At 45.1% G+C, this 26,040-nt stretch carries 22 protein-coding genes; 19 read left to right on the forward strand and 3 right to left on the reverse strand.

Going from position 1 to position 26,040, the window contains the following annotated elements; translation table 11 throughout:
- The first annotated feature begins 6 nt into the window (after window positions 1–6).
- The 8 genes from NSU15_RS13535 (at window position 7) to ftsY (ending at window position 10,245) form a co-directional block, all read left to right on the forward strand.
- Window positions 7–996: a beta-ketoacyl-ACP synthase III gene (locus tag NSU15_RS13535; protein ID WP_139328492.1), complete on the forward strand. Its 990-nt coding sequence runs from the start codon at window positions 7–9 to the stop codon at window positions 994–996.
- Window positions 997–1,033: 37 nt separating this feature from the next.
- A complete protein-coding gene (gene fabD / locus NSU15_RS13540; RefSeq protein WP_042127215.1) occupies window positions 1,034–1,957 on the forward strand; it encodes an ACP S-malonyltransferase in 924 nt (307 codons plus the stop codon).
- A 52-nt stretch (window positions 1,958–2,009) separates the two neighbouring features.
- The gene (gene fabG, locus NSU15_RS13545) at window positions 2,010–2,759 is read left to right on the forward strand and encodes a 3-oxoacyl-[acyl-carrier-protein] reductase (protein WP_042127217.1); all 750 of its coding nucleotides are present in this window, start codon (window positions 2,010–2,012) and stop codon (window positions 2,757–2,759) included.
- Between the two features lie 224 nt (window positions 2,760–2,983).
- Window positions 2,984–3,217 carry an acyl carrier protein gene (locus NSU15_RS13550; protein WP_036686493.1) on the forward strand — a complete coding sequence of 78 codons (234 nt, stop codon included), beginning with the start codon at window positions 2,984–2,986 and terminating at the stop codon, window positions 3,215–3,217.
- 218 nt (window positions 3,218–3,435) lie between these two features.
- The gene (fabF, locus tag NSU15_RS13555; RefSeq protein ID WP_339290827.1) at window positions 3,436–4,674 is read left to right on the forward strand and encodes a beta-ketoacyl-ACP synthase II; all 1,239 of its coding nucleotides are present in this window, start codon (window positions 3,436–3,438) and stop codon (window positions 4,672–4,674) included.
- 12 nt (window positions 4,675–4,686) lie between these two features.
- Window positions 4,687–5,391 (forward strand): ribonuclease III, encoded by a 705-nt coding sequence (gene rnc / locus NSU15_RS13560; RefSeq protein ID WP_042127220.1) that lies wholly within the window; start codon window positions 4,687–4,689, stop codon window positions 5,389–5,391.
- A 172-nt stretch (window positions 5,392–5,563) separates the two neighbouring features.
- A complete protein-coding gene (gene smc / locus NSU15_RS13565; protein WP_339290829.1) occupies window positions 5,564–9,133 on the forward strand; it encodes a chromosome segregation protein SMC in 3,570 nt (1,189 codons plus the stop codon).
- A 104-nt stretch (window positions 9,134–9,237) separates the two neighbouring features.
- Window positions 9,238–10,245 carry a signal recognition particle-docking protein FtsY gene (gene ftsY / locus NSU15_RS13570; RefSeq protein ID WP_042127224.1) on the forward strand — a complete coding sequence of 336 codons (1,008 nt, stop codon included), beginning with the start codon at window positions 9,238–9,240 and terminating at the stop codon, window positions 10,243–10,245.
- Between the two features lie 121 nt (window positions 10,246–10,366).
- Here ftsY and NSU15_RS13575 read toward each other — a convergent pair whose 3' ends face one another.
- Window positions 10,367–11,254 (reverse strand): DUF1835 domain-containing protein, encoded by an 888-nt coding sequence (locus NSU15_RS13575; protein WP_339290830.1) that lies wholly within the window; start codon window positions 11,252–11,254, stop codon window positions 10,367–10,369.
- A gap of 353 nt (window positions 11,255–11,607) precedes the next feature.
- Between NSU15_RS13575 and NSU15_RS13580 the strand changes: the two genes are divergently transcribed.
- From NSU15_RS13580 to NSU15_RS13595, 4 genes are all read left to right on the forward strand, one after another.
- Window positions 11,608–13,071: a circularly permuted type 2 ATP-grasp protein gene (locus NSU15_RS13580; protein ID WP_339290831.1), complete on the forward strand. Its 1,464-nt coding sequence runs from the start codon at window positions 11,608–11,610 to the stop codon at window positions 13,069–13,071.
- 72 nt (window positions 13,072–13,143) lie between these two features.
- A complete protein-coding gene (locus tag NSU15_RS13585) occupies window positions 13,144–14,097 on the forward strand; it encodes an alpha-E domain-containing protein (RefSeq protein ID WP_042127228.1) in 954 nt (317 codons plus the stop codon).
- Window positions 14,094–14,960, forward strand: a complete 867-nt coding sequence (locus NSU15_RS13590) for a transglutaminase family protein (RefSeq protein ID WP_076118284.1) — start codon at window positions 14,094–14,096, stop codon at window positions 14,958–14,960. Before NSU15_RS13585 ends, NSU15_RS13590 begins: the two co-directional genes overlap by 4 nt.
- Before the next feature lie 138 nt (window positions 14,961–15,098).
- Window positions 15,099–15,908, forward strand: coding sequence for an SDR family NAD(P)-dependent oxidoreductase (locus tag NSU15_RS13595; protein WP_339290834.1), 810 nt, complete (start codon window positions 15,099–15,101; stop codon window positions 15,906–15,908).
- Here NSU15_RS13595 and NSU15_RS13600 read toward each other — a convergent pair.
- The gene (locus tag NSU15_RS13600; RefSeq protein ID WP_076118286.1) at window positions 15,900–16,376 is read right to left on the reverse strand and encodes an SRPBCC family protein; all 477 of its coding nucleotides are present in this window, start codon (window positions 16,374–16,376) and stop codon (window positions 15,900–15,902) included. The two genes, NSU15_RS13595 and NSU15_RS13600, sit on opposite strands and share 9 nt — an antisense overlap.
- 424 nt (window positions 16,377–16,800) lie before the next feature.
- Between NSU15_RS13600 and NSU15_RS13605 the strand changes: the two genes are divergently transcribed.
- On the forward strand, window positions 16,801–17,199 hold the full coding sequence (locus tag NSU15_RS13605; RefSeq protein WP_339290835.1) for a DnaJ family domain-containing protein: 399 nt from the start codon (window positions 16,801–16,803) through the stop codon (window positions 17,197–17,199).
- Between the two features lie 118 nt (window positions 17,200–17,317).
- On the opposite strand, the gene NSU15_RS13610 is transcribed toward NSU15_RS13605, so the two are convergent.
- Window positions 17,318–17,737, reverse strand: coding sequence for a GNAT family N-acetyltransferase (locus tag NSU15_RS13610; RefSeq protein ID WP_339290836.1), 420 nt, complete (start codon window positions 17,735–17,737; stop codon window positions 17,318–17,320).
- Window positions 17,738–17,917: 180 nt separating this feature from the next.
- On the opposite strand from NSU15_RS13610, the gene hrpB reads away from it, so the two are divergent.
- The 6 genes from hrpB (at window position 17,918) to NSU15_RS13640 (ending at window position 26,003) form a co-directional block, all read left to right on the forward strand.
- Window positions 17,918–20,410 carry an ATP-dependent helicase HrpB gene (hrpB, locus tag NSU15_RS13615; protein WP_339290837.1) on the forward strand — a complete coding sequence of 831 codons (2,493 nt, stop codon included), beginning with the start codon at window positions 17,918–17,920 and terminating at the stop codon, window positions 20,408–20,410.
- 97 nt (window positions 20,411–20,507) lie between these two features.
- On the forward strand, window positions 20,508–21,092 hold the full coding sequence (locus NSU15_RS13620) for a general stress protein (RefSeq protein WP_042127242.1): 585 nt from the start codon (window positions 20,508–20,510) through the stop codon (window positions 21,090–21,092).
- Window positions 21,093–21,244: 152 nt separating this feature from the next.
- A complete protein-coding gene (locus tag NSU15_RS13625; RefSeq protein ID WP_042127244.1) occupies window positions 21,245–21,997 on the forward strand; it encodes a metallophosphoesterase family protein in 753 nt (250 codons plus the stop codon).
- Complete coding sequence (locus NSU15_RS13630) at window positions 21,998–22,864, forward strand: NAD(P)-dependent oxidoreductase (protein ID WP_076118293.1); 867 nt, start codon at window positions 21,998–22,000, stop codon at window positions 22,862–22,864.
- Window positions 22,865–22,890: 26 nt separating this feature from the next.
- Window positions 22,891–23,019 carry a hypothetical protein gene (locus tag NSU15_RS13635; RefSeq protein WP_269321987.1) on the forward strand — a complete coding sequence of 43 codons (129 nt, stop codon included), beginning with the start codon at window positions 22,891–22,893 and terminating at the stop codon, window positions 23,017–23,019.
- A gap of 368 nt (window positions 23,020–23,387) precedes the next feature.
- The gene (locus NSU15_RS13640) at window positions 23,388–26,003 is read left to right on the forward strand and encodes a LuxR C-terminal-related transcriptional regulator (protein WP_339290838.1); all 2,616 of its coding nucleotides are present in this window, start codon (window positions 23,388–23,390) and stop codon (window positions 26,001–26,003) included.
- The last annotated feature ends 37 nt before the right edge of the window (window positions 26,004–26,040 follow it).

Raw genomic sequence — 26,040 nt, forward strand, 5'->3', positions numbered from 1 at the left:
GACGAGATGAGACAGTTGCGACCGGTTGGGATTATAGGAACTGGGAAATATGTACCTGAGAAAATATTGACAAATAGTGATCTGGAAAAAATAGTGGAGACTAACGATGAATGGATCGTCAGTCGGACAGGCATCCGTGAAAGACATATTGCTGCGCCTCATGAGGCAACTTCTGATCTAGCGTATGAAGCAGCCCTAAAGGCACTTGATTCCGCGGGAATGAAAGCCGAAGATTTGGATCTTATCATTATTGCAACAGTAACACCTGACAGTGCCTTTCCTTCTACAGCCTGCATTTTGCAGGATAAACTGGGTGCTAAAGGTGCTGCAGCGTTTGACTTGTCGGCTGCCTGCTCTGGTTTTGTATACAGCTTAGCGACAGCGGTTGGATTTATTCAGAATGGAATGTACAATAATGCACTTATTATAGGTGCGGATACTTTGTCCCGCATCACAGATTATACGGATCGTAATACTTGTGTCTTGTTCGGTGATGGAGCAGGTGCAGTTATCATTGGTGAGGTTCCAGAAGGTCGTGGTTTCCAATCCTTTGATCTAGGTGCTGAAGGCTCTGGAGGGAACTTGCTTAAGTTAGAAGCCGGCGGTTCACGCTTGCCTGCATCTCAGCAAACCGTTGAAGATAAGAAACATTTCATTTATATGAATGGCCGTGAAGTCTTTAAGTTTGCAGTTCGTGTGATGGGCTCAGCTACAGAACGTGTGCTTACTAAAGCTGGTCTGGGTAAAGAAGATATTGATTTGTTCGTACCGCATCAAGCGAATATTCGTATCATTCAATCCGCTATGCAGCGTCTTGATTTGCCACCAGAGAAATGTGTGATCAATGTTGATAAGTATGCCAATACTTCGGCTGCCTCTATTCCGTTAGCTCTTGTTGAAGCTGCGGAAGAAGGACGTATGAAAGAAGGCGACACCGTCCTGATGGTTGGTTTCGGCGGTGGCTTAACTTGGGGCGCATCTGTATTGATTTGGTAATAAGCTAAGACCGTTATACGGGAAGGAGTTCATACTTATGGGTAAAATTGCATTTGTCTTTCCCGGTCAGGGAGCGCAAGCAGTTGGAATGGGTAAGGATGTTTATGATGCTCTTCCAAACAGCCGAGCAGTGTTCGAGAAAGGGGATGAAGTTCTCGGATTTCCGCTGAGCAAGCTGATTTTTGAAGGACCGGACAGTGAGCTGAAACAGACTGTGAACACGCAGCCAGCGCTTCTTACAGCTAGCGTTGCTTATCTTGAAGCTCTACGTGAACAAGATTTGAAGCCTGATTATGTTGCCGGTCATAGCCTTGGTGAATACAGCGCGCTAGTAGCAGCGGGTGTATTGTCATATGAAGATGCTGTAACACTTGTACGCTTAAGAGGCCGTTTCATGGAAGAAGCTGTTCCAGGGGGCCAAGGTGCAATGGCGGCAGTGCTTGGTGCGGAACGTGAAGCACTGGCTGTATTATGCCAAAATGTATCTGATGAAAGTGGTGTTGTAGAGCTGGCTAACGTCAACTGTCCGGGTCAGATCGTTGTTTCCGGATCTCAGGAAGGCGTTAATGGTGTTGTGCAGCGTGTTAAAGAAGCAGGTGGTAAGCGTGCGATTCCGCTAGAAGTAAGTGGACCTTTTCACTCTTCTATGATGAGAGCTGCTGCGGATCGTTTGGCAGAAGAGTTGAAGAAAGTAACCTTCAATACTCCAAATGTGCCTGTCATCGTTAATGTCACTGCGTCACCGGTAACAGATCCCGAAGAAATTCGCGAACTGCTTGTTCGTCAGGTGTATTCTCCTGTGCTTTGGCAGGACAGTATTGAATGGTTGATTGCAGATGGTGTAGATACTTTTGTTGAGATTGGTTCTGGCAGTGTTCTGGCTGGTCTAATCCGCAAAATAGACAAAACAGTCAAAGTAATCAACATTAATACACTTGAAAGTGTCCAAACTGTTTTGTAAGAAATGGTTTAACATTTAGCCAACAGCATCATGATTGAAAGGGGATTAAACTATGTTCTCAGCATTGCGGGGCCAGACAGCCCTTGTAACTGGCGGTTCACGTGGTATTGGTCGCAGCATCGCACTTGCTCTTGCAGAACACGGCGTAAAGGTTGCCGTGAACTATGCAGGGAGTGAAGCTGCGGCACACGAGACTGTGGCTCGTATTGCCGAGCTTGGCTCGGAGGGGATTGCGCTCCGTGGAGATGTCGGCAATAGTGAACAGGCCGAGAGCCTTGTGAAAGAGGTTCTTAATACCTGGGGACGTATTGACATTGTTGTCAATAATGCCGGCATTACTAGGGATAACTTGATTATGCGCATGAAAGAGGAAGAGTTCGATCAAGTGATTGAGACGAATCTGAAAGGTGTGTTTAACTGTCTTAAGGCAGCTACACGTCCGATGATGAAACAGCGCTACGGTCGAATCATTAATATTTCCTCGGTTGTGGGTGTAACAGGTAACCCTGGTCAGGCTAATTACTCTGCAGCAAAGGCCGGTGTCATCGGTCTAACCAAAGCTGCCGCTCGTGAGCTCTCTTCACGGGGCATCACTGTTAACTGTATCGCTCCTGGGTTTATTGATACAGATATGACGCGTGAGCTCTCTGATGAGGTTCGCAGTGAGCTAGAGAAGGGCATTCCACTAGCTCGCCTTGGGCGTCCGGAAGAGATAGCTATGGCAGTTGTTTTCCTGGCTTCTGAAGGCGCCGCTTATATGACCGGCCAGACACTACACGTGGATGGCGGGATGTATATGTAACTCTCCGTCAAAAATATAAGAAAGTATAAGTTTCACACTATACTTTATCCTTATATATCTCGCATAAACACTTACAGTCCTTATTAGGACGCCGATGGTGTTTATGCTTGGGAGAAATTACACTGTTTTAAAGATGAAATGTGAGGGATCAGGAAAGCGTTTTTTGCGGTCTATGGTATTTTGACCTCATATCTCGTATAATACCAAAAGAGGAGGTGAACCGGATGTCCGATGTATTAGAGCGTGTAAAACGCATTGTCATCGACCGCTTAGGTGCCGATGAAGCTGAGGTAACATTAGAAGCGTCTTTCAAAGATGATTTAGGTGCTGATTCTCTTGATGTAGTAGAATTGGTTATGGAATTGGAAGATGAATTCGACATGGAAATCTCTGATGAAGATGCAGAGACCATTACGACCGTGGGTGAAGTTGTGAAGTACATACAATCTCATACCTAGAGTCATATGATTGAGAGTCCCGTTCCTACTTGGGCGGGACTTCTCCTCATTTATACAGCATTAAAATGTATTAAGGGTTGCCATGTGCAGCTTTATAGGGATTATAACAGAGCCGCAGAAGCGTTAATGCATGCGGTGACCGCTGTTCATATAGTAATAATTCGCAGTATATAAGTTCTGAATATAATGTATACAGCCTATAGATGGGGTGATTGTGTTTGAGTCATAGAGTGGTTGTAACCGGGATGGGCGTAATTACGTCACTGGGGAAAGACTTGGAGACGTTCTGGGATAATCTGATGAGCGGTAAATCAGGTGTATCGATGGTTGAAGCCTTTGATGTCAGTGAATATACTACGCAAATTGCTTCGTCAGTTAAAGACTTTGATCCTGAGGCGCTTTTTGGCCGCAAGGAAGCCCGCAAAATGGACCGTTTTGTACAATTTGCAGTGGCTGCCGGTGAAGATGCGTTGAGAGATAGCGGACTTAAGATCGGTGAAGATATCGATGCTGAACGGATCGGTGTATCTGTAGGTTCGGGTATCGGAGGTCTTGGTACTTGGGAAGACAATCATAATCTGTTGCTTGAAAAAGGGCCGAAACGGGTAAGCCCGTTCTTTATCCCGATGATGATCGCTAACATGGGTTCTGGACAGCTGTCCATCAACCTCGGTGCAAAGGGACCAAATACGACTACAGTGACAGCCTGTGCTACAGGAAGTCATTCCATTGGGGAATCATTCCGTCTGATTCAACGTGGAGACGCAGATGCTATGATCTGCGGTGGTTCGGAAGCGACCATTCGTCCAACAGGAATGGCAGGTTTCTGTGCAATGAGAGCGATGTCCACTCGTAATGACGAGCCTGAGAAGGCTAGCCGGCCATTTGATGTAGATCGCGATGGCTTTGTTATGGGCGAGGGCGCTGGAATCTTGATTCTGGAATCCCTTGAACATGCTGAGAAGCGTGGAGCGAAGATTTATGCTGAGGTTATCGGCTATGGTCTGAGCGCTGATGCTCACCATATGACTGAACCAGATCCAGACGGTGCAGCTCGCTGCATGAAGATGGCAATCCGAGATGCTGGTATCTCTCCTGAAGATATTGATTACATCAATGCACATGGTACTTCAACGCCTGTAGGAGATAGATCAGAAACGGCTGCTGTTAAAAAAGCATTGGGTGAACATGCCTATAAAGTAGCTATTAGTTCAACGAAATCCATGACGGGTCATCTTTTAGGTGCAGCCGGTGGTGTGGAAGCTATTATCTGTGGTCTTTCTTTGAAAAAAGGAATGATTGCGCCAACCATTAATTTGGACAATCCAGACCCAGAATGTGATCTGGATTATGTGCCGAATGTGCCACGTAAAGCAGATCTGGATATCGTAATGTCGAATTCCTTTGGATTTGGTGGACATAACGCAACAGTTATTCTAAAAAAATATAATCAGTAAGGGGACAGCGCGGTGAAAGGAGAACTGAAGCAGTTACAACAGCAACTTCAAATCCAATTTCACGATTCTGTGCTTCTGAAGCAGGCCTTTACCCATGCATCCTATGTGAATGAACACCGTTTCAATCAGCATCAGGACAATGAGCGTCTCGAATTTCTAGGGGATGCTGTACTGGAGCTGACGGTTTCTGAATATTTGTACAATCTGTTGCCAGATCGACCTGAAGGGGAACTGACTAAGCTGCGTGCCGCTATTGTATGCGAGCCTTCGCTGGTTAAGTTCGCTGAGAGTTTAGGTTTTGGCCGATATGTACTATTGGGAAAAGGGGAAGAACTTACGGGCGGACGTACTCGCCCGGCCCTGCTGGCTGATGTGTTCGAATCCTTCGTGGGAGCGCTTTATCTTGACCAAGGACTGGAAACCGTAAGGTCTTTTCTTGATAATCACGTATTTCCACTTGTGGAGACGGATGGGAAACTGCAAATGCAGATGACCGATTACAAGACGGAACTGCAAGAGCTAATTCAGCAGCACAATATGGGTACGTTGGAATATCGGATCATTGAAGAACGGGGACCTGCGCATGAGCGTGAATTCGTCTCTGAAGTGTTAATGACTAACCGTTCACTTGGTAAAGGGAGCGGCCGCTCCAAGAAGGAAGCAGAACAGCAGGCTGCAGCAGCTGCACTGTTGCATCTGAAAGAAGATGGTGCTTGAATTTTGCATCATGTGGACAAGCGGAGGAGAGCAGCAAAGGTCTGAATACCGGCGTTTAGGCGGAGCTCAGACCGTTGCTGCTCTTTTTCGAAAGAATAGTCCAAGCTTCATTTTGAAGCTATTTTAGGCTAATAAACGCTATGGTATAATGGGTCAGAGGTGATAGGCAAGTATGTTTTTGAAACGGATAGAATTAGCTGGTTTTAAATCATTTGCCGACAAAACAGAAATGGAATTTGTGCGCGGTATAACGGCCGTAGTGGGTCCGAACGGAAGCGGCAAGAGCAACATTTCTGACGGCATACGCTGGGTACTCGGCGAACAGAGTGCTAAATCACTGCGTGGCGGCAAGATGGAAGATATTATTTTTGCCGGTAGTGACGCGCGTAAAGCTGTGAATTATGGTGAAGTATCACTAACGCTCGATAATGAGGATCACACGCTGCCATTGGATTTCAGCGAAGTTACAGTGACTCGGCGTGTTCACCGTAGCGGTGAGAGTGAATATTTAATTAATAAGCAATCCTGTAGACTGAAGGATATCACAGAGCTGTTCATGGATACCGGTATCGGGCGTGAGGCTTATTCGATTATCGGACAGGGTCGGATTGAGGAGATTCTGAGTACTCGTTCCGAGGATCGGCGAGGCATCTTTGAAGAGGCATCAGGTATTGTAAAATATAAATCGCGCAAAAAAGATGCAAGCCGTAAGCTTGACGACACGGAGCAAAACTTGCTCCGGATTCACGATTTGATTAGTGAGCTTGAGGATCAGATTGGTCCCCTTAAGGATCAATCGGAGAAGGCCATTCGCTTTAAAGAGCTTCGGGAACAACTGAAGCATCAGGAAATCTCAGTCTATGTGCACCAAATTGAAGGGATTCATACGGCTTGGCAGGAAGGTAACGCTAAGCTAGAAACGTTAAAGGATGAACAACTGGAGCTATCTACAGTTGTCTCCGCTCATGATGCTAAGCTGGAAAGCGGACGTGCTGAACTACGTGCGTTAGAAGAACAGATCGAGAAGCAGCAAGAGCAATTACTCCGTTATAGTGAAGCTTATGAGAAAAGCGAAGGTTATGGGGAAGTACTGAAAGAGCGCAAACGTAATCTAGAGAGTAACCGTGAACAGTTAATGCTCACATTAGGATCTGTAGGTGAGCGATCTGCGGATCGTCAGCGTGAGCTTGGGGATTTAGAAGCTAAGCTCGAAGCATCCCGGCTTAAGCTTGTTGAGCTTCGGAAACAGATCGAAGATGAAGAGGCAAGACTCGAAGGTGTCGCTGACGGGATTAGTCAGAGCCAGGAGGAGAAGCTGAAAAGTGCTCTCCTAGAGTTAATGAACCTTATGGCGAATGCACGTAACGAAATTCGTTACGCGGATCAACAAAAGGAGAACCTGGAGCGTCGTATGAGCCGCAGTGAAGAAGAAAGCGGCAAATGGACAGCACGGCATGAAGAGTTGTCTGCTAGCCAAAAAGGGCTAAAAGACAAGATAGCCCAGCTTGGCAAAGAATTAAGCAATCTTCGTGGTGCTTATATTACGGAGAGTGAACAACTTAGTAAACGTCAGAAGCTGATTGAAGAGACGCAGTCAGGGCTACGGAAGTGGGAGCAGAAGCGGGAAGCCCAAGTCTCCCGTCATGAGACCATGAAAGAAATGCAAGATGATTTTGACGGGTTTATGCTTGGAGTTAAAGAAGTACTTAAAGGGGCTCGTAAAGGACAGCTCAATGGGGTGCATGGTGCAGTTGCTGAACTCATTTCCGTCCCAGAGAAGCTGGAAATGGCTGTCGAGACTGCATTGGGTGCATCACTTCAACATGTTGTCATGGATAATGAGAGTGTATCGCGTCAAGCGATATCTTTTCTGAAGCAACGTCAACTGGGACGAGCTACTTTCCTTCCTCTGGATGTTATTCGACCACGTCAAATTTCTGGTAGTGACCGTGGAATGGTGGAAGACGCTGAAGGTTTTGTTGGAATTGGTTCCGACCTTGTTGGATACGATGATAAGTATGCTAGTATTGTTGGCAGTTTGCTAGGTAATGTAGTTATTGCTGCGAGCCTGGAGCAGGCAAACCGCATCGCCGCTAGATGCCAATATCGTTATCGCGTGGTTACGCTGGAGGGCGATGTAGTAAATGCCGGAGGCTCCATGACCGGTGGTAGCCAGCATAAGAAGAACAATAGCTTGCTTAGTCGTAAACGCCAGCTGGATCAGCTGAGCAGTGAGATCGAAGAGAGCGAACGTCAGATTGTTAAACTGAAACAAGGCATTGCCAGACTTCGTGAAGAGCAAGAGAACGCTAGTGTGAAGCTAGAGGACCTGCGCCGTGATGGTGATGAGAAAAGACTAGAGGAGCAACGTGTTTCCGGCGATTTGAAGCAGCTTGAACAGGAGCTTCGACATGTGATGGAACAAGTGGAGAGCACAGGTGCGGAACGTAGTGGCTTTGAAAGTGAGGTCCGCACGCTTGAAGAGACTCGGAAGCAAGCCTCTGCTGAGCTTGAACGTCTTGAGAAGGAAGAAAAGGAAGCTCATGAGGGTATCCGTAATGCAGAATCGGCACGTAAAGCGAATGAATCAGCTAAGGAAGAGTTGCAAGGTAAGCTGACCAGTATGAAGGTTTCAGAAGGGAAGCTCGATCAGGAGATCTTCTCCTTGGAGGAACAATTACGCCGTCTCAGACAAGATGTGGGTTCACAGGATAAAGAGCTGCGCCAGAATCGAAATCTGTTACATACGATCGAGCAGGATTTGGCTAGTAATGCTTTAGAAACCGTGAAACAGAAAGAAGATTTGAATAGTTATCGTCTGAAGAAGGAAGAGACAGCCGGTACTTTGGATTTAGCCCGGGCGGAACGCTCAGCGTTGACCCGTAAGCTGGAACTAGAGGAGGGTAAGACGAAGGATCAACGTCAGGCACTTAAAGTCGTGGAGGACAAGCTGCGTTCTACCGAAGTTTCTGTGGGTCGCCTCGATGTTGAACTTGATAATATTCTTCGTAAGCTGAGTGATGACTACGAATTAAGCTATGAACTAGCGAAACAGCGTTATCCTGTGCCCGAAGATGTGCCAGCCGCACAAGCGGATGTACAGCGTCTGAAACGCAGTATTTCTGCACTGGGAGAAGTCAACTTAGGTGCGATCGAAGAATATCAGCGTGTTCATGAGCGTTATACTTTCCTCAGTGGACAAAAAGATGACCTAGTTGAAGCTAAGACTACCCTGTATCAAGTCATCCGTGAGATGGAAGATGAAATGTCGAAACGGTTCAAACAGACCTTTGATGCGATCCGTAAACAATTCGGTACGGTATTCTCGAAGCTGTTCGGGGGTGGACGAGCTGATCTCATGCTGCTAGATCCAGAGCATATGCTTGAAACAGGTATAGATATCGTAGCCCAGCCACCAGGTAAAAAACTTCAAAACCTTCAGCTGCTGTCCGGCGGGGAACGCGCCTTAACTGCGATGGCCCTCTTGTTTGCCATCCTGCAAGTGAAGCCGGTTCCGTTCTGCGTACTGGATGAGGTAGAGGCTGCGCTAGATGAAGCGAATGTCGTACGTTTTGCTCAGTATTTACGTGAGTTCTCGGAACAAACGCAATTTATCGTCGTTACACACCGCAAAGGTACCATGGAAGAGGCGGATGTGCTCTACGGAGTGACGATGGAAGAAGGCGGAGTATCCAAGCTCGTCTCTGTACGTTTAGAGGATGAGGAAGCAGAGATCGCTTAACGGCTTGCTGAATAATGAGTTTTTTAAGTATCAGCTTTCGAAGCGAGTTTTGTACGAAGTTAAATCAATGAAGTGTCGCTCACAAAACTTTTAGGAGGAAACAAATGAGCTTTTTCAGGAAGTTAAAAGAAAGCATTTCCGGCAAAACGGAAAGTGTAACCAAACAATTCCGCGACGGATTAGAGAAAACCCGTAAAGGTTTTGTGGAGAAGGTAGCAGATCTTATTATCCGCCGTAAAAAAATAGACGAAGAGTTCTACGAAGAACTGGAAGAAATCTTGATCGGTGCGGACGTAGGCGTTAATACAGTAATGACACTTGTCGAGGATCTGCGCGCCGAAGTGAAGCAAAAGCGAATTGAAGATGCCGCTGAGCTGCAACCTATTTTGTCCCGTAAGCTCATGGAATTGCTGCGCGGCGATGACGATAACAGCCTGAAGGAAAATCCGGATGGCATTACAGTTATCTTGTTCGTTGGGGTAAATGGAGTAGGCAAGACGACCACGATCGGTAAGCTTGCGCATCGTTACAAACAAGAGGGCAAAAAGGTTCTTTTGGCCGCTGGGGATACGTTCCGTGCCGGAGCAATTGAACAGCTTGAAGTTTGGGGTCAACGTGCTGGCGTAGATGTAATTAAGCAACAAGCAGGCTCTGACCCAGCTGCTGTTATGTTCGATGCTGTTCAAGCGGCTAAGCAGCGGAATGTTGATATATTGATTTGTGATACCGCAGGAAGACTTCAGAATAAGAGCAATCTAATGGAAGAGCTCAACAAGATTTTCCGCGTTATTCAAAGAGAAATTCCGAGTGCACCCCATGAAGTATTGATGGTGCTAGATGCGACCACAGGTCAAAATGCTCTTACGCAAGCCAAGCTATTCGGTGAGAAGAGTGGCGTTACTGGATTAGTATTGACAAAGCTTGACGGAACGGCTAAGGGCGGAATCGTTGTAGCGATCCGTCAGGAAATGAATTTACCGGTGAAGCTCGTAGGGCTCGGAGAAAAAATGGAAGATTTGCAGCCGTTTGATTCTCAGCAGTTCGTACATGCTCTTTTTGCCGGATTAATTACCGAGGAAGAAGAGATTGAAGAATCGGAAAATCAAGAGTAATTAACTCTGATAACATAATCATTAAGAAGTCATATTTACAAGGAATGTCCTCGAAGCTATATTTAGTTCATGAGGGCATTCCTTTTTTATAAAAATGCTTATCGGTCATTATGTTGTAACCCTACGGAACTCTTAGTGCGTACAAATGCATGGCGTAGGGTATCCCTTTAAATAACAGCTTTTCCTCACTAATAAGCCTCCAGAAGCGATATTCTATAAATGAGGTACTGATAAATAAATTCCACTGCCCAAAAATTGCACCTACAATAAGTCCTGCATTTACGAAATGATCTCCCTCTTCATTCTTTTGCAGTTGCAGAATTAAAGATAGAATGTCTTCGTCATAGTATGTTTCGGGAACATTTGTTAGCTGACCATTAGACCATACTCGAAGCATATCCTCAGTGTTGCTGATTTCTTGCCACTCCAGTTCATACTGTTTTCTCTGCGCGGAGGTAAGGGGTTGCGTATTTTCGGTGTTTTTGATAATAGCTTGCACAGCTTCGTTTGGGAGCTGACCCAGGGACTGGGGAGATAAGCCAATGCTAAATGGTTCAACAATCCCGGGAAGTTCCTCATAAGCCTCGATTGGATTTATAACATAAATAGGTTGCTTCCTCTCACTAAGAACAAAAAGTGCAAACCGTAAACCTGTTTGATCATGGGAGTTGTCTCCGCACCAAATCGTGATTTTTTTGTCCTCGGGAATTTCTTTTAAGGTCTGAACCATGGCTCCCAGTTTATGCTGGGGATTGAGATGATAACCTTGATCCGGAAATCGTTCCTGAAACCATAACTCACGGGCATGACACCCTTGATCATTATGTAATTTGCACAGCGGCCCAGCAGAGAACGTCTCATTAAATGAAAGTACTCTTATTAAATGACGATTACCTACACGACTAAGTGCTACCTTCATTGAACCAGCTTCTGAAAGACCAAATAACAGATAAATGTGATTCCGCCTAGCCTCTTCCTGTTCTATTGACATAGTATATTTGTGCTTCATTTTGCTCACACTCCTATCGTTCCAAATTATACCATACACCATGAAATCATATTCCTTCCAACTATATAAAAAAAACAACATATGAAAAATTCATAATAGTAATGCTTGTCACTACTCCTGCATACAATTCAATGAAGAAATACATTTCAGCTCGGGCAACCTATATATGAGAGAAAGGAAGCGATTCCAAAACAAGGAAATATTCAGAGATCACATTTCTCTGTTATATATATTGACATCGGCAATACAATTTACGTATTATGGGAATACAAAACAATATTTTCATGGATATTTTCAGAAATTAAAGTATAGGTTGTTAGTAAAGATAACATTTATCGAAAGGAGTCGGGCTCATGTCCAAATTAGATCCTCTGCCAGGTCTGTCTCCGTATCCGCTGCAACATTTTTTCGATGAAATGTATGCAGATAAGAGAAATGTCCGGCCGCATTACAGACATGTGAATCGCATGTTTTCCGGAATGAGCTCCGAAGAGCTGCAGGGTAAGCAGAATTTGATGCAGCGCAGGATGATGGAGGAAGGAATTACTTTTACGCTATACAATCCGGCTCAGGATCATCCCATGGAGCGTACGATCCCCTTCGATATGATTCCACGCATTATTCCTAAGAATGAATGGGAGAGGCTAGAGGCTGGAATTATTCAGCGTATCACGGCTTTGAATTTGTTCATTCATGATATCTACCATGAGCAGTACATCGTAAAGGATGGAATAGTCCCAAGGCGTATGATCATCTCCAACTGTTATTTCCGGCCAGAAATGGCGGGTCTAAGGGTGCCTGGTGGAGCCTACATCACTACCTCGGGAATCGATCTGATCCGCCATCATGATGGGCAATATTATGTGCTTGAAGATAATCTACGAACGCCTTCAGGTTTTTCATATCTTTTTAAAGGCAGAACCCTGATGAATCAGTTGTTTCCTGAATTGTCCTTTGCCAGCTCCATCCGAGATGTTGATCATAGCTTGAACCGCTTCTTATCCGTTCTACGTAGTTTATCACCCTCACGAAAGTCAGATCCGGTTATAGCCCTACTTACACCTGGGGAATACAATTCTGCTTATTATGAGCATGCTTTTTTAGCACAACAGATGGGCATACATTTGGTTGAAGGACGAGATTTGGTTGCAAAAGATCACAAAATATATCTAAAAGAAATGAACGGACTTCGCCGCGTAGATGTACTATATCGCCGGTTGGATGATGATTTTATTGACCCGTTAGCTTTCCAGCCGGATTCACTTCTCGGTGTGGCGGGTTTGATGAATGCGTATCGGGCTGGAAATGTAGCGATTGCTAATGCACCCGGGACCGGTGTTGCAGATGATAAAGCAATGTATGTCTATGTACCGGATATGATTCGTTATTATCTGAATGAAGAGCCGATTCTTGGGAATGTTCCGACCTATTTGCTAGGAAGAGCTGATGAACGTTTATATGTCCTTGAGAACCTATCAGAAATGGTAGTTAAGGAAACCTCTTTATCCGGGGGATATGGGATGTTGATCGGAAGCGAAGCTACCAAAGAAGAATTGGCTGAATTCCGAATGAAGATTATTGCAGACCCAGAACGTTATATTGCACAGCCGATTATGTCTCTATCCAGAGCACCGGTATTGTCAGGGGGGACTATGGCGCCTAGACATATCGACCTTCGGGCTTTTGTGTTAATGGGCGCTGACCGCAAGCCGCATGTTATCCCTGGAGGATTGACACGGGTGGCTATGAAGGAAGGGTCATTGGTCGTAAACTCCTCGCAAGGTGGCGGCGTAAAGGATACTTGGGTCATGGCATGATACTACTTTATAAGCTTGGTTGTTGAATAATAAAATGCAGCATCAATTTGTAGAATAAGGGAGTGGCTGGATATGCTGAATCGAAATGCTGAAGCTTTGTTCTGGATCGGACGGTATATTGAAAGGGCAGAGAATCATGCGCGGCTAATCAATGTTCATTATCATATCCAGCAGGAAGAGGATTTTCATGAAGAAGGTCATAAATGGTCAAGGTTGATCGATGCGTTAGGTGTTCGGGGTGAATATATGCAGCAGTTCGAAACCTTTTCTGAGCAGGATGTGCTATCTTTCATCACACTTGATTTAGGCAATTCTAATTCATTATTCTCTTGTGTACATCATGCTAGAAATAATTTGCGCACTCTTCGTCAGCAGCTTCCAAGTGAATTATGGGATGTTGTCAACAGCTTCAACCTGTGGCTTGGTGAGCGTTCTGTCGCAGATATTATGAGCGGGCCACATCAGTTCTATCAGCAGGTTAAGGAGCGTACAGCCATGTTTCTCGGAGCAGAGCAGTCGGTAATGCTTAGAGGGAATGAGTGGCATTTCATTGAGAGTGGACGGTTTCTAGAGCGGGCAGAGAATACAACACGTATCTTGCAGGCGGTCATTGCCGCATGCCGATTTAAGGAGCTTAACGCGGTTTATACTCAGTTGCAGGCGGTGCTTAAATCCGTTAGCGGGTACCAAGCGTTTCGCCGTTATTATGCAGATGCTATGTCTCCGGAGAGCATTTTAGATTTCTTGATTGCGAATCCCAAATTTCCGCGTTCCATTCGTTTTTCTTTTCATCAGCTGGAAGAGCATTTAGCTAAGCTTGAACTAGATTCCTCTGAAAAAGGCTCAGGGCATGAAAAAGTCATACGTCAAGCAGGTAAGCTCAAAGCTGAGCTGGATTATATGGAAAAAGAAGAAATGTCCGGTGAGCTGGTGGAAGATGTACTTAAGTCGCTGGTGATATCTTGTCAAAAACTTGGCAAAACAATGGAGGGCGCCTTTTTTCGGCGAGAAGGAGTGTCTGTATGAAGATTCAAATCAATCATACCACCACATACAGCTATCCAGAGCCGGTTACGGACAGTGTCAATGAAATCAGACTCACTCCGCGCACGAATTACCGCCAATCCTGTTATCACCATGAAGTGGATATTTACCCGCCAGCTAATCTATTAACGTATGAGGATTTCTTCGGAAATCGGGTGCATGCCTATTCGGTCAATAAGCCGCATACGGAAATGGTTATCCATACTAAAGCTACAGTAGTCACGCTGGATAAAGCCCAAGGTGCCGATCTTCCACGAACCAGCCTTGAAGAACAAGTTAAACTGTTAAATGATGAGAATTTCCAGAATCGGTATATTGAGTTTATTTTGCCGACTCGTTATACAGAGGTGACGCCTGAATTAGTGGAGTTTGCTTCACAGTATCCTTTTAATGAAACGGAGGATATGTATGAATGGATTCTTAAATTATCGGCGACGATTTATGAACAATTCACCTATGACCCTGAGGCTACAAGCGTAAATACAACGGTAAAAAAGGCACTGAAGCTCAAACGCGGTGTGTGTCAGGATTATGCTCATCTAATGATCGCTGTCTGCCGTAGTGTTGGTCTGCCATCCAGGTATGTAAGTGGATATCATTTTGTCGGTGATCTGCAAGGGAGTAATGCTAATTTTGAGCAAGCCTCACACGCTTGGGTGGAGACTCACATTCCGGGTACTGGTTGGCTTGGATTTGATCCAACCAATAATGTGGAGGTCAATTGGCGTTATATTAAGTTAGGTCACGGACGGGACTACAAAGATATCGTACCTGTAAAAGGTGTGTATCGTGGTGGAGCAGGCACTTTGAGCGTGAAAGTGGATGTGCGGAAGCTGGACAATTAAATGGATCAATTTAGATGAAACTCTCTGTTCAAGCTTTTGAACGGGGAGTTTTTTTGTGAAGATGATTCCAGTGTACATGTATTTGGGTAATCTTGATCCATAGTGCATCACTAAGAGATCTTAAAGGAGAGATTACATATGAGTCCAAACATAGCTAAGAAACAAATATTTATTGGGAAAACTGCAATTATAACTGGAGCGGGCTCAGGAATTGGTCGGGCTACCGCAATTAAGCTGGCTAGGGAAGGGGCTAATGTAGCGCTTTTTGATTTGAATCTGGAACGCACCACATCTTTGGCGGATAAGCTGAACAAGTTTCGCAAAGATTGTGCATTGGCTATAGAGGTAGATACTTCGGATGAAAAAGGGATGGAGGAAGCCGTTCGCAGGACGGTCGAACAATTCGGTGGGTTAGATGTAGTGTTCGCTAACGCGGGAATCAATGGTGCGGTGGGACCTATAGAGGAACTTAGCTTGAGTGATTGGGAACGCACGATGTCGGTGAACTTGACGGGGACGTTTTTGACACTGAAATATACGATCCCTCATCTGAAGGATAAAGGAAAAGGCAGCATTATCATCACTAGCTCCATCAACGGGAATACTAGATTTGCCAGCTTTGGATGGTCTACGTACAGCACTACCAAAGCTGGACAGGTGGCTTTTGCTAAAATGGCTGCACTTGAGCTAGCTAAGTTTAAAATTCGAGTGAATGTGATCTGCCCTGGGGCAATTGCTACCAATATAGATGAAACCACTGAAATGAACGAGGAGGTAGAAGCGATCGTCATTCCAATTGAATTTCCCGATGGGGCGCAGCCGCTGGCGGATGGGCCGGGTAAGCCGGATAATGTCGCCGATCTAGTTTCATTTTTGGCATCCGATGAGTCTATTCATATTACAGGTGCGCAAATTGTGATTGACGGGGCAGAGTCCTTATTATCCTAGTTTAGAGATCGCTTCGCGGTATTGCTCGTACCGAACATTCCATTCGGCTTTTCGCGAATCCAGCGTGGTCCCATCCAATAGGTGCTGGATCACATCTAGACATACATGCCAGCCGGCTAAGTCACGTGGAGTGTGCGGTGTGAGCGTTCGGATCGTTTCATTTAAGACGAGTAAACAGCCTTCTGAATTTGGATATAGCTCAAAGCGAACGGAGTCTTCAGCCCACGTAAATTCAAGGATAGATTCATGTTGCAGGGCGGTAATCGTCATTTCCTCAAAGGTTCCGTCTTGCATATCAAACTTGATTAATCCACCTTCACGCAGGTCTTCAACACGTAATTCAGTGAACCATAAAGCAAGCTTCTCATTCTCTGTCAAAAAGGACCAGATTTCTGATGCGGAATGTTTTAGTTGACGTTCGAAACGAGCGACAAAATGATCATCTGCTTTTTTGAGGTTAGCTATCATAATATATTTCTCCTTTGGACTACTGCTGTAGTCCTTTTTATATTGAGTTTAGATTCATCAGAAAGAGTATAGCAATTGTTTGTCTTAATTTAAACTATTGCTGGGTTTGGCTAGGCGTTAGTAATATGTTGAGGATTGGGGCGGGGGCGATAGTTTAGCAAAATGGACTGAATTGTGGAATAAGCGGAAAATACAGAATAAACAAAATACGAAAGCAGGGTACATTAGAGTGAATAGGTGGATCTGAGTCCGAAAGTATAGCAAAAAAACAGTTCACAGCAACGTAAAGTTGTCAGGATGTAATTCGGCAGCTTGATGTAAATCTACAGTTTTTTGTGCTAGAATAAACGCAATTCAGTAAAACAAACTTTTCCTTAGGCAGGATAGATCATAGAGATTGGCATTGGTGAAGGAGGCTGTGTATATGGGGATGATGTCCTGGCTGGTTGAGCAGCGGATTCAGGAGTCTATGCGTAATGGAGAATTTCGAGATTTATTAGGGCATGGTAAGCCGTTGGAGCTTGAGGATTTATCTGGTGTTCCAGAAGAATTGCGGATGTCCTTCAAAATCATGAAGAATTCCGGGCTGGTGCCCGAGGAAATATCTTTGCGTACGGAATGTGTTACCCTCGAAGGACTGCTTGCTGCCTGCCACAATAGCGGAGGTTCTGAGAGCAGTGAGGGCAAGGCACTTCGGGCAAAATTGTCTATGAAAAGACTACGGCTGCAAGAGCTGCTGCGTGAACGAGGCTTAGATAGTAACCCAGCCTATATGCAATATAGTGTTCAAATCCACGAACAGATGAGTAGGGAAGAAGAATAGTGTTAATATGCTCCTGTCAATTGAAGATTAGGATAAATAGTGTAGGATAAAAAGGCATCTCTTCGTAGATTTAGACGGTAGAGCTGCCTTTTTGCATGCTGCGCTTCACAAGCGTATTTCATCGTACTTGCTTAAAATATATCCATTCTGGATCGCCATCATCTAAATTTTCAATGATTCCACTTCTTATAAATCCTAGAGAATGACAGACCTGTTGCATGATCGTATTGGATTCATTGGTGGAGGTAAACAGCTTAGGAGTTGGACAATGTTCTTCCATGTAACGAATAAGTGCGCCGGCAATACCGAGTCGTCTGAAATTGGGATCCACAATTACGAGCTGTATGAAACAGCATTCGAAAAAAGTGGTATCGTAACAGGCAAAACCGACAGGCTCACTGTTAATCGTTGCCACAACACATTGCTCGTTCAAAATATATTGTTGGATCTTAGGTTTACGAACTTCGCTGCCAATGACCATACTATCGATCTTGCAGAGCATAGATAAATCTGAAATCGTGGCTTTAGTTACGAGCATTTTAGACAGTCTCCTTTTTAAAATATAAGAAAGTATAAGACCAAAAGCGTTTAGACTTGAAATGATAAAATGTATGTACAGTTTGTCTTGATCTTTCAAGTTTTTTCGCACATGATGAAAAGAGTTTAGACCACATCAAAGGAAATCATAACATATTATTACAGCCGATGGAGAGATACAATGAAACAGCTTCCAATTACACAGGTGCTTCCAGACCTGAAAAACATACTTAGATCAACACGGGCAGCTGTTCTCATCGCTGAACCCGGTGCAGGCAAAACAACAGGAACGCCTCCGGCATTTCTGGACGAGCCGTGGATGGCTGGTAAAAGCATCCTTATGCTAGAGCCCAGAAGACTTGCTGCAAGATCTGCCGCAATCTACATGGCGTCTTGTCTTGGTGAAAGTGTTGGACAGACGGTAGGTTATCGCATGCGGAATGACACTAAGGTAGGTAAGAATACACGAATTGTTGTAGTGACTGAAGGTGTCTTAACAAGGATGCTTCAGAGTGATCCATCGCTAGGGGATGTGGGTCTGATTATTTTTGATGAGTTCCATGAGCGTAGTCTTCATGCGGATCTGGGACTTGCTCTCGCACTGGAAGCGCAGGCAGTGCTGCGTGATGATCTTCGGATTCTGATTATGTCAGCTACTTTGGACAGTGAACGTGTCTCTGCTATGTTAGGCGATGCGCTAGTTGTGGATTGTCCGGGACGAACCTATCCGGTGGAAACCATCTATACCCCAACAACAGGGAATCTTTCGATTGAAAAATCGGCTGCGGCCGCAGTGAGACGTGCGCTTGATGAACAGCCGGGAGATGTCCTCGTATTCCTACCGGGTGAACGAGAAATTCGCAGAACTCAAAATGAGTTGGAACATGGAAAACTACCTGACGAAATAGTTCTTCGTCCTTTGTATGGACAATTACCACAGACTGTGCAGGATGCTGCTGTGGCTCCATCCATAAACGGCGAACGCAAAGTCGTGCTGGCGACCTCCATTGCGGAGACAAGCTTGACGATTGAGGGTGTGCGAACGGTAATTGATACAGGACTGCGTCGTACGCAGATCTTCTCACCGCGTACAGGAATGCCGAGTCTTACGACGGTTCCGGTATCGAAAGCCTCTGCCGATCAACGGAGAGGGCGTGCCGGACGGACAGCACCTGGCGTATGCTACAGGCTGTGGAGTCAGGAGGAACATAATCGACTTCCGGATGACAATGTGCCGGAGATTATGGAGACGGATCTTGCGCAGCTTGCTTTGGAGCTGGCGCTGTGGGGCGTGCGCGACCCTGCCGCGCTAGCATGGCTTGACGCGCCGCCCGCTGCGCCTTATGCGCAGGGCATCGCGCTGCTGCGCCAGCTCGGCGCGCTTGACGCCGGCGGCGCCATCACGCCGCACGGCCGCAGCATGGCCGCGCTTGGCGCGCACCCGCGAGCCGCGCATATGCTGCTGCGCGCGGCAGAGCTTGATGCAGCACCGCTCGCCTGCCGGCTGGCGGCGCTGCTGCAAGAGCGGGACCTGTTCAAGGGTCCCGCGGCACTAGATTGCGACCTCACGCTCCGCGTAGAGGCGCTGCTTCGGTTTGAGCGCTCCGCCGACACGGGCGGAGCGGACCCGGCGGCTCTGCGCGCGGTGGTGCGCGAGAGCCGCAATTTCCTGGCGCAGCTGCAAGCAGCGCCGGGCGAGACAGTGAACGACATCAGCCTCTGCGGGCTGCTTCTGTCGTTCGCCTATCCCGACCGTATCGGGCAGAAACGCGGCGATGGCGCGTTTCTGCTCTCCGCCGGTCGCGGCGTGGCTCTGCGGGAAGGGCAGCCGCTGGCCCGTTCCGCTTATATTGTGGCTGCTTCCGTTGACGATCGGGCCACACAAGGTGCAATCATGCTGGCAGCAGAGCTAGAAGAGGGACAACTGCTAAAGTATCATGCGGATCGCATCACTGAAGAGGCGGACGTATATTGGGATAAAGAAAGTGGAAGTGTGAAGAAGCGCCGTCGAACGATGCTCGGCGCTCTCGTCTTAAAAGAAACGTCACATGAAAGACCCTCTGCGGAAGAAACAGCAAAAGTACTGCTTAGTGTTATCGCAGAAGAGGGAATTGAAATCTTACCTTGGGAAAAGGGAACTTTGCAGCTTCGTGAGCGGCTGATATTTATGCACGCCTTGCGGCCGGATTGGCCGGATGTCTCAGATGCGGCATTAATTGAATCACTGGATGAATGGTTATTACCATACATTCAAGGAATGCGTAACTTGCGCGATCTCCAGCGGATTCCTTTATCGCGTGCACTTGAGGGGCTGATAGACTGGAATCAGAGGCAGATTCTTGAGCAGGAAGCGCCGACGCATATAACGGTTCCTAGTGGCTCGCGTGTGCCTGTAGACTATGCTAATCCAGCAGCCCCTGTACTAGCAGTACGATTGCAAGAGATGTTTGGACAGTTAGACACTCCTAGAATTGGAGGGGGGAAGGTGCCTGTATTGCTACATCTTTTGTCACCGGCAAGAAGGCCGATGCAGGTGACTTCTGATCTTGCCAGCTTTTGGCGTGGCACTTATTTTGAGGTTAAAAAAGATCTAAAAGGACGCTACCCTAAGCACTATTGGCCAGAGGATCCCTTGCAAGCTATTCCGACCAATCGAACACGCCCCAAGAAGTGAAAGGGTTCCTCGTTCACTTGAAATGGTTCATTTGATGTTTTGTCTTCAGCATACAGGGTAATTAACTAGCGAAGACAATTACTAAGGAGGGCTTCAAGTGACTAAAAAAATCGTAGGTATCTTTGACACCGAACAAGAAGCAACCAGAGCAATTGAAGGACTTCAAAATCAAGGATTCAGTAATGATGAAATATCAGTGATCACACGTGATCGCGATGAGTTAAGACATATTTCGGATGATACAGGCACAATGGCGCCAGAAGGTGTTGCAACAGGTGCAGCTACTGGTGGCGTATTGGGTGGAGTTACTGGACTGCTAGCAGGTATCGGAGCACTCGCTATTCCGGGGATTGGTCCAATTCTGGCAGCGGGACCTATTGTGGCGACGCTAACAGGTGTAGCCGTTGGTGCTGGTGCAGGTGGATTAGTTGGCGGATTGATCGGTCTAGGGATTCCTGAAGATGAGGCGAAAGAGTATGAAGGCTACGTTGAAAGTGGCAAGATCCTTGTGCTTGTAGAGGATAATGGACGAGGATATCAAGCGCATGATGTGTTCCGGGGCAACCGCTCGTTGAATGCTCAGCGATACGATGGTATCTATAACGAAGACACTAGACTAGGCAATTCGATGGCTAACAGAGCAGATCGGAAGGCTGAAGTCTACAACCGCGATAAAATTTAAATGTTAATTGATCGATTTCTACTATAGACAAACAATTCATTCAAAGACTGCACCTCTTAGCGTTATGCTGTGAGGTGCAGTCTTTATTATGTATGTGGTATGATATGGATAATCATCCAAATTATAATTAGGAATTTGAGAGGTAACTGAAAATGAATAAACTGGACACCATAGCAGTTATTTCTGATATACATAGCAATGTTTATGCTTTAGAGGCTGTATTGCAGGACATCGATTCACGCGGTATAAATAGTATTGTAAATTTAGGGGATTCTCTGTTTGGTGCCATTGAACCTATTCGAACAGCAGAACTGCTGATAAATCGATCTAATGTTACGAACATTATGGGAAATTGTGATCGATATTTACTTCAGAAGGATATGGATTCAATAACTTTTCAATATGTAAAACCGATGCTGACTAACGAAATACATGACTGGATTCGATCCTTTAACCCAACGTGGGTGTTCGAAGATTTATTGTTTTGTCACGGGACGCCATTCTCCGATGATAGCTATATGCTTGAGGATATTTTACCTACGGGAGTTCAAGGAAAATCTGCTGAGGACTTAATGGCTGAGCTTGATTCAGTAGATCAAACAATGATTTTTTGCGGGCATACACATCTTCAAAAATCAGTGCGGCTACCGAATGGCAAGGTTATCGTGAATGCTGGTAGTGTTGGATTACCAGCTTATTACGAAGAATTACCTTATCCTCATTACATGGAATCGATGACTCCTCATGCCAGATATTTAATAATAAGTCGAAGAGATCATTCTTGGATGTTCGATCCAGTTTTACTTCCTTACAATTATGAACTAGCAGCGCAGAGAGCAGATCAGAACTGTCGCGAGGATTATAGCTATGCCATCAGGCATGGTCGAGTTAAAAGGAGGACTTAGATGAAGATATTTGTAGCCGGTGCAGCGGGTGCGATTGGACGACTATTGCTGCCCAAGTTAGTAGAAGCGGGGCATGAGGTTGTTGGACTGACCCATAAGGAAGAAAATAGAGCAATTATAGAGAAGTGTGGAGCACAAGCGGTAATCGCAGATGTCTTCAATCGCGAGGCCATATTTGCTTCCATTCGCACAGTACAGCCAGAAGTGGTTATCCATCAGCTAACTTCACTAAGTCAGCGGAATTTCTCAGATAATTCTAGGATAAGAATAGAAGGAACGCGAAATATTGTGGATGCTTCCCTTGCAATTGGCGTGGAACAAATCATAGCACAAAGTATCTCATGGGCATATGAAGCTGGAGAAGAACCTGCTACGGAGGAAATTCCATTAGATCTGAAGGCTTCAGAGCCTCGAAAAAGAACGATTGAAGGTATTTGCTCACTAGAAAAGACAGTTGCAGAGATACCAAACCATGTCATTCTACGCTATGGAATGTTGTACGGCCAAGGGACTTGGTATGATACGGATGGTTATATGACAGAGCAAATTCGTCAAGGAAGAGTAACTGCAACTGATGCGGTTGTGTCATTTCTTCATGTGGAGGATGCAGCTAACGCGGCGGTACTTGCTCTGAACTGGCCTTCAGGCCCAGTGAACATCGTAGACAACGAGCCTGCTAAAGGATTGGAGTGGTTATCAACCTATTCAGAAGCCATAGGTGCTCCTACTCCAATTGTTCAAGAAGGCAGAGCAGGATGGGAACGCGGAGCCTCTAATACGAAAGCTCGAATGGATTATGGGTGGAGCCCGCTGTATCCGTCATGGAGGTCAGGGTTTGCACGGAGCTTGAATGTTCAGATTGAATGAGTTCAGCTACTGAAAGGAAGTGCAGCATGGGTTTGCTTCTTGTGATTTTGTTCTTTATTGGTTTAATTATGATGATTAGCAATCAATATGCGATGATCAAGAAAATGGATGAAATGATTGAGTCGCTAAATGAAATTAATAATAAACTTGGTTAGATAAAGATGAAAAGGAGTGATGAGGTGGGAATCATTAAGAATTTCTCACTAGTAGTAGTGAGTTTAATTACGGATCTATGGTTTGGAATCGTTCGAAAGCCTGAATTTTATGATAATCACTCGGTTACTGCAACAAAGAGAGGGTATGTAATATTTGTTGCCTTGGCAGCTGTAATAGCTGTGGGAACTGCCATATGGCTATGCTCTAGAATATATTAATGAGAAGGCTGCCAATAGGCGGCTTTTTTTACATCATGGACGCCAGCATATTAGAATGTTATGTTATTACTTACCAATGATTAAAAATTAAAATGTTGAAGCCGCCTCATATTTTGGGAAAATTAAGACATACATAAAGGAAGGATCCCATGAATTCTCCCTCTCAACACCAAATAGCGTTAACTTATTCTCAGCATTCGATCATCACCTCACGTGTGACTATCCCAAAGCAAGCACCTTTTTATGTTCAGCGCACTAGATTAATGTCCAGGTTCTTGGATGAGAATCGTGCTAAGGTGACGCTTATTGCTGCTTCTGCAGGCTTTGGCAAAACAACACTTGCGGCTGAATGGGCGCGTATCCATGCTGATGAAGTGGCTTGGCTATCGCTGGATATTTCAGATAATCATCTCGTCCGTTTCTGGTTAAGTGTACATGCTGCTATTCAAAGAATCGCTTCGTCCTTCTTAAGTCGATTAGATTTGTTCCTCCAGTCTGTTCGTGATGGATCTGTAGAGACTGCGATCTCACTTCTACTAAATGAGCTTTATTCCCTTCCCAGTGCAATTACCCTTATTGTAGATGACTATCATACGATTACTAATCAATCGGTTCACGAGAGCATGGGCTTTTTTATCGGACATCTCCCAGATCATGTGAAGCTTGTGATATTAAGTAGAACACGCCCACCGCTCTCATTATCCCGCTTAAGAGTGCAACAGGAATTACTGGAACTGAGCAATGACGACCTGAGGTTTACGTTTGAAGAAATAAATGAACTTCAGTCTCAATCCTTAAGGGATCAGCTTACACCTGAAGAGCTATTATTACTTGAGCAAAAGACAGAAGGCTGGGTAGCGGGTTTGATTCTAGCTTTTCTCTCCTTCTCAGAGAAACTAGATCGCACAGCGTATATGAATACTTTTTCAGGGAACTCACGCAATATTTTCGATTATTTATTGGATGAAGTCCTCTCTAGGCAGTCGACCGAAGTACAAAATTTCTTACTAGTAACGTCTATATTGAATTCCTTTAGTCCTTCTCTAGCAGCGGCTGTGATGGATCAATCGGGTGCGGAGAAGCAATTACAGGAAGTTGAAGAAGCACGTCTTTTCATCGTACCGCTTGACGACACTAGATCGTGGTTCCGTTATCATCATCTATTCGCGGAAATGTTAAAAACTAGACTATCCAAAAAAATGAGTTCAGCAGAGATTGTAAACTTACATAGAAGAGCAGCAATTTGGTACGACCAGGAAGGATTAGCATTAGAAGCTATACAACATGCGTTTGAAGCAAAGGAATATGTGCTTTCAGCATCCTGTATGGACAGACATTTCAATTCGATTATTAAAAATGGCGATGAATCTATATTGCTAGATTTATTGGATATGTTGCCTATCAAGAATATGATCGTGCATCCTGATCTTTTCTATTTTCAAGCAGGGTCGATGGCAGTCTCCGGACGAACAGATGATGCCAAACGCTTTTTACACAAGGTAGAGCGTTTCATGGAAGAGGAATTCTTTATTCCTGATAAAGAACAAGTTGTAGTTCAAATGCGATTGGATCTTTATCGTGCTTCCATTGCCTTTTATCAGGGGGACGTCGATACGTTTGTTGAACTGTTGGATCAGAACAGAGAAGGCATAGAGCGATTTTCTTCTATAGTAAAAGTAGTAAATATGGGGGAAGCTCTTTTATTTCGTGGCCCGATAGGATTCGGTGGAAGATTGAAGAAAATGGCGTATTTATCAGCTAAAGTCTCAACGTCTGAGGAAAGAAGAGCATTGATTCATTTTGCGTTACAAGGGCATGGATTTATATTTTTGTCGGATCTATTTTATGAATGGAACCGTCTTGATGATGCAAGCGTCCAAGTGGAAAAAGCGCTTGTTATGTGTAATTCCTCGGAACAAGTGAGCGTGTGGGTGCCTGGGGTTATTTTACAATCGAAAATATTAACAGCTTTGGGTCACATTGAAGAAGCAGCAGTGGTTTTACGAATGGCTATAAAAGAACTGAAACAACATCTTTCCCCTCGCTGGGAAAGATTGCTAGAGGCTGCACATATTCGAATTTTACTCTCGCAAGGACTTGTAAATAGTGGAGATGAATGGCTTGCGAAAAGTCATATTAGCACAACAGATAAGCCTAATGTCACTAGGGAATATGAACAAATCACACTCGCACGTATACTGATGGCGCGTCAAGCGTTCAACGAAGCGATCCCTTGGCTTAATAAGCTGTTAAGTGAGGCTAGGCGAACGGATCGAATGGGCAGTCAGATCGAGATTTTGTTGCTGCTTGCTGTGTCTTATGAAATTCTAAGTAAGAATAGTCAGGCATTTGAGGCGTTAGAACAGGCCCTTAAGCTTGCTGAGCCGGAGGGTTATATCCGTATTTTTCTTGACGAAGGTGTGCCACTTACCCGATTGCTGCAACGCTATTTATCGGAGCGGAGCACAACTTCTGATGTTGATTATGTTCATCAATTGCTTCAGTCATATCAGCTCGAGCCGTTATATAATTTTACTTCTAAGGCTATGAGAACGTCGGATTCTTCTATAGCGTTTCATTTTACAAAAAGAGAGTTAGAGCTCATGTTTTTCATAGTCGAAGGTCTTTCTAATGATGAAATTGCAAGCCGGTTATTCCTTTCTCCAGGCACGGTCAAGAGATACATTCACAATATTTATCAGAAATTAGACGTTAAAAATCGTGTACAAGCCGTTTCTAAGATCAGAGAACATCAATTGCTATAGTTTAATAAATAATTACTATAAGTGTTTATTACCAATC

Source organism: Paenibacillus sp. FSL E2-0201 (assembly GCF_037963325.1).
In the GTDB taxonomy this organism is placed as follows: domain Bacteria; phylum Bacillota; class Bacilli; order Paenibacillales; family Paenibacillaceae; genus Paenibacillus_AQ.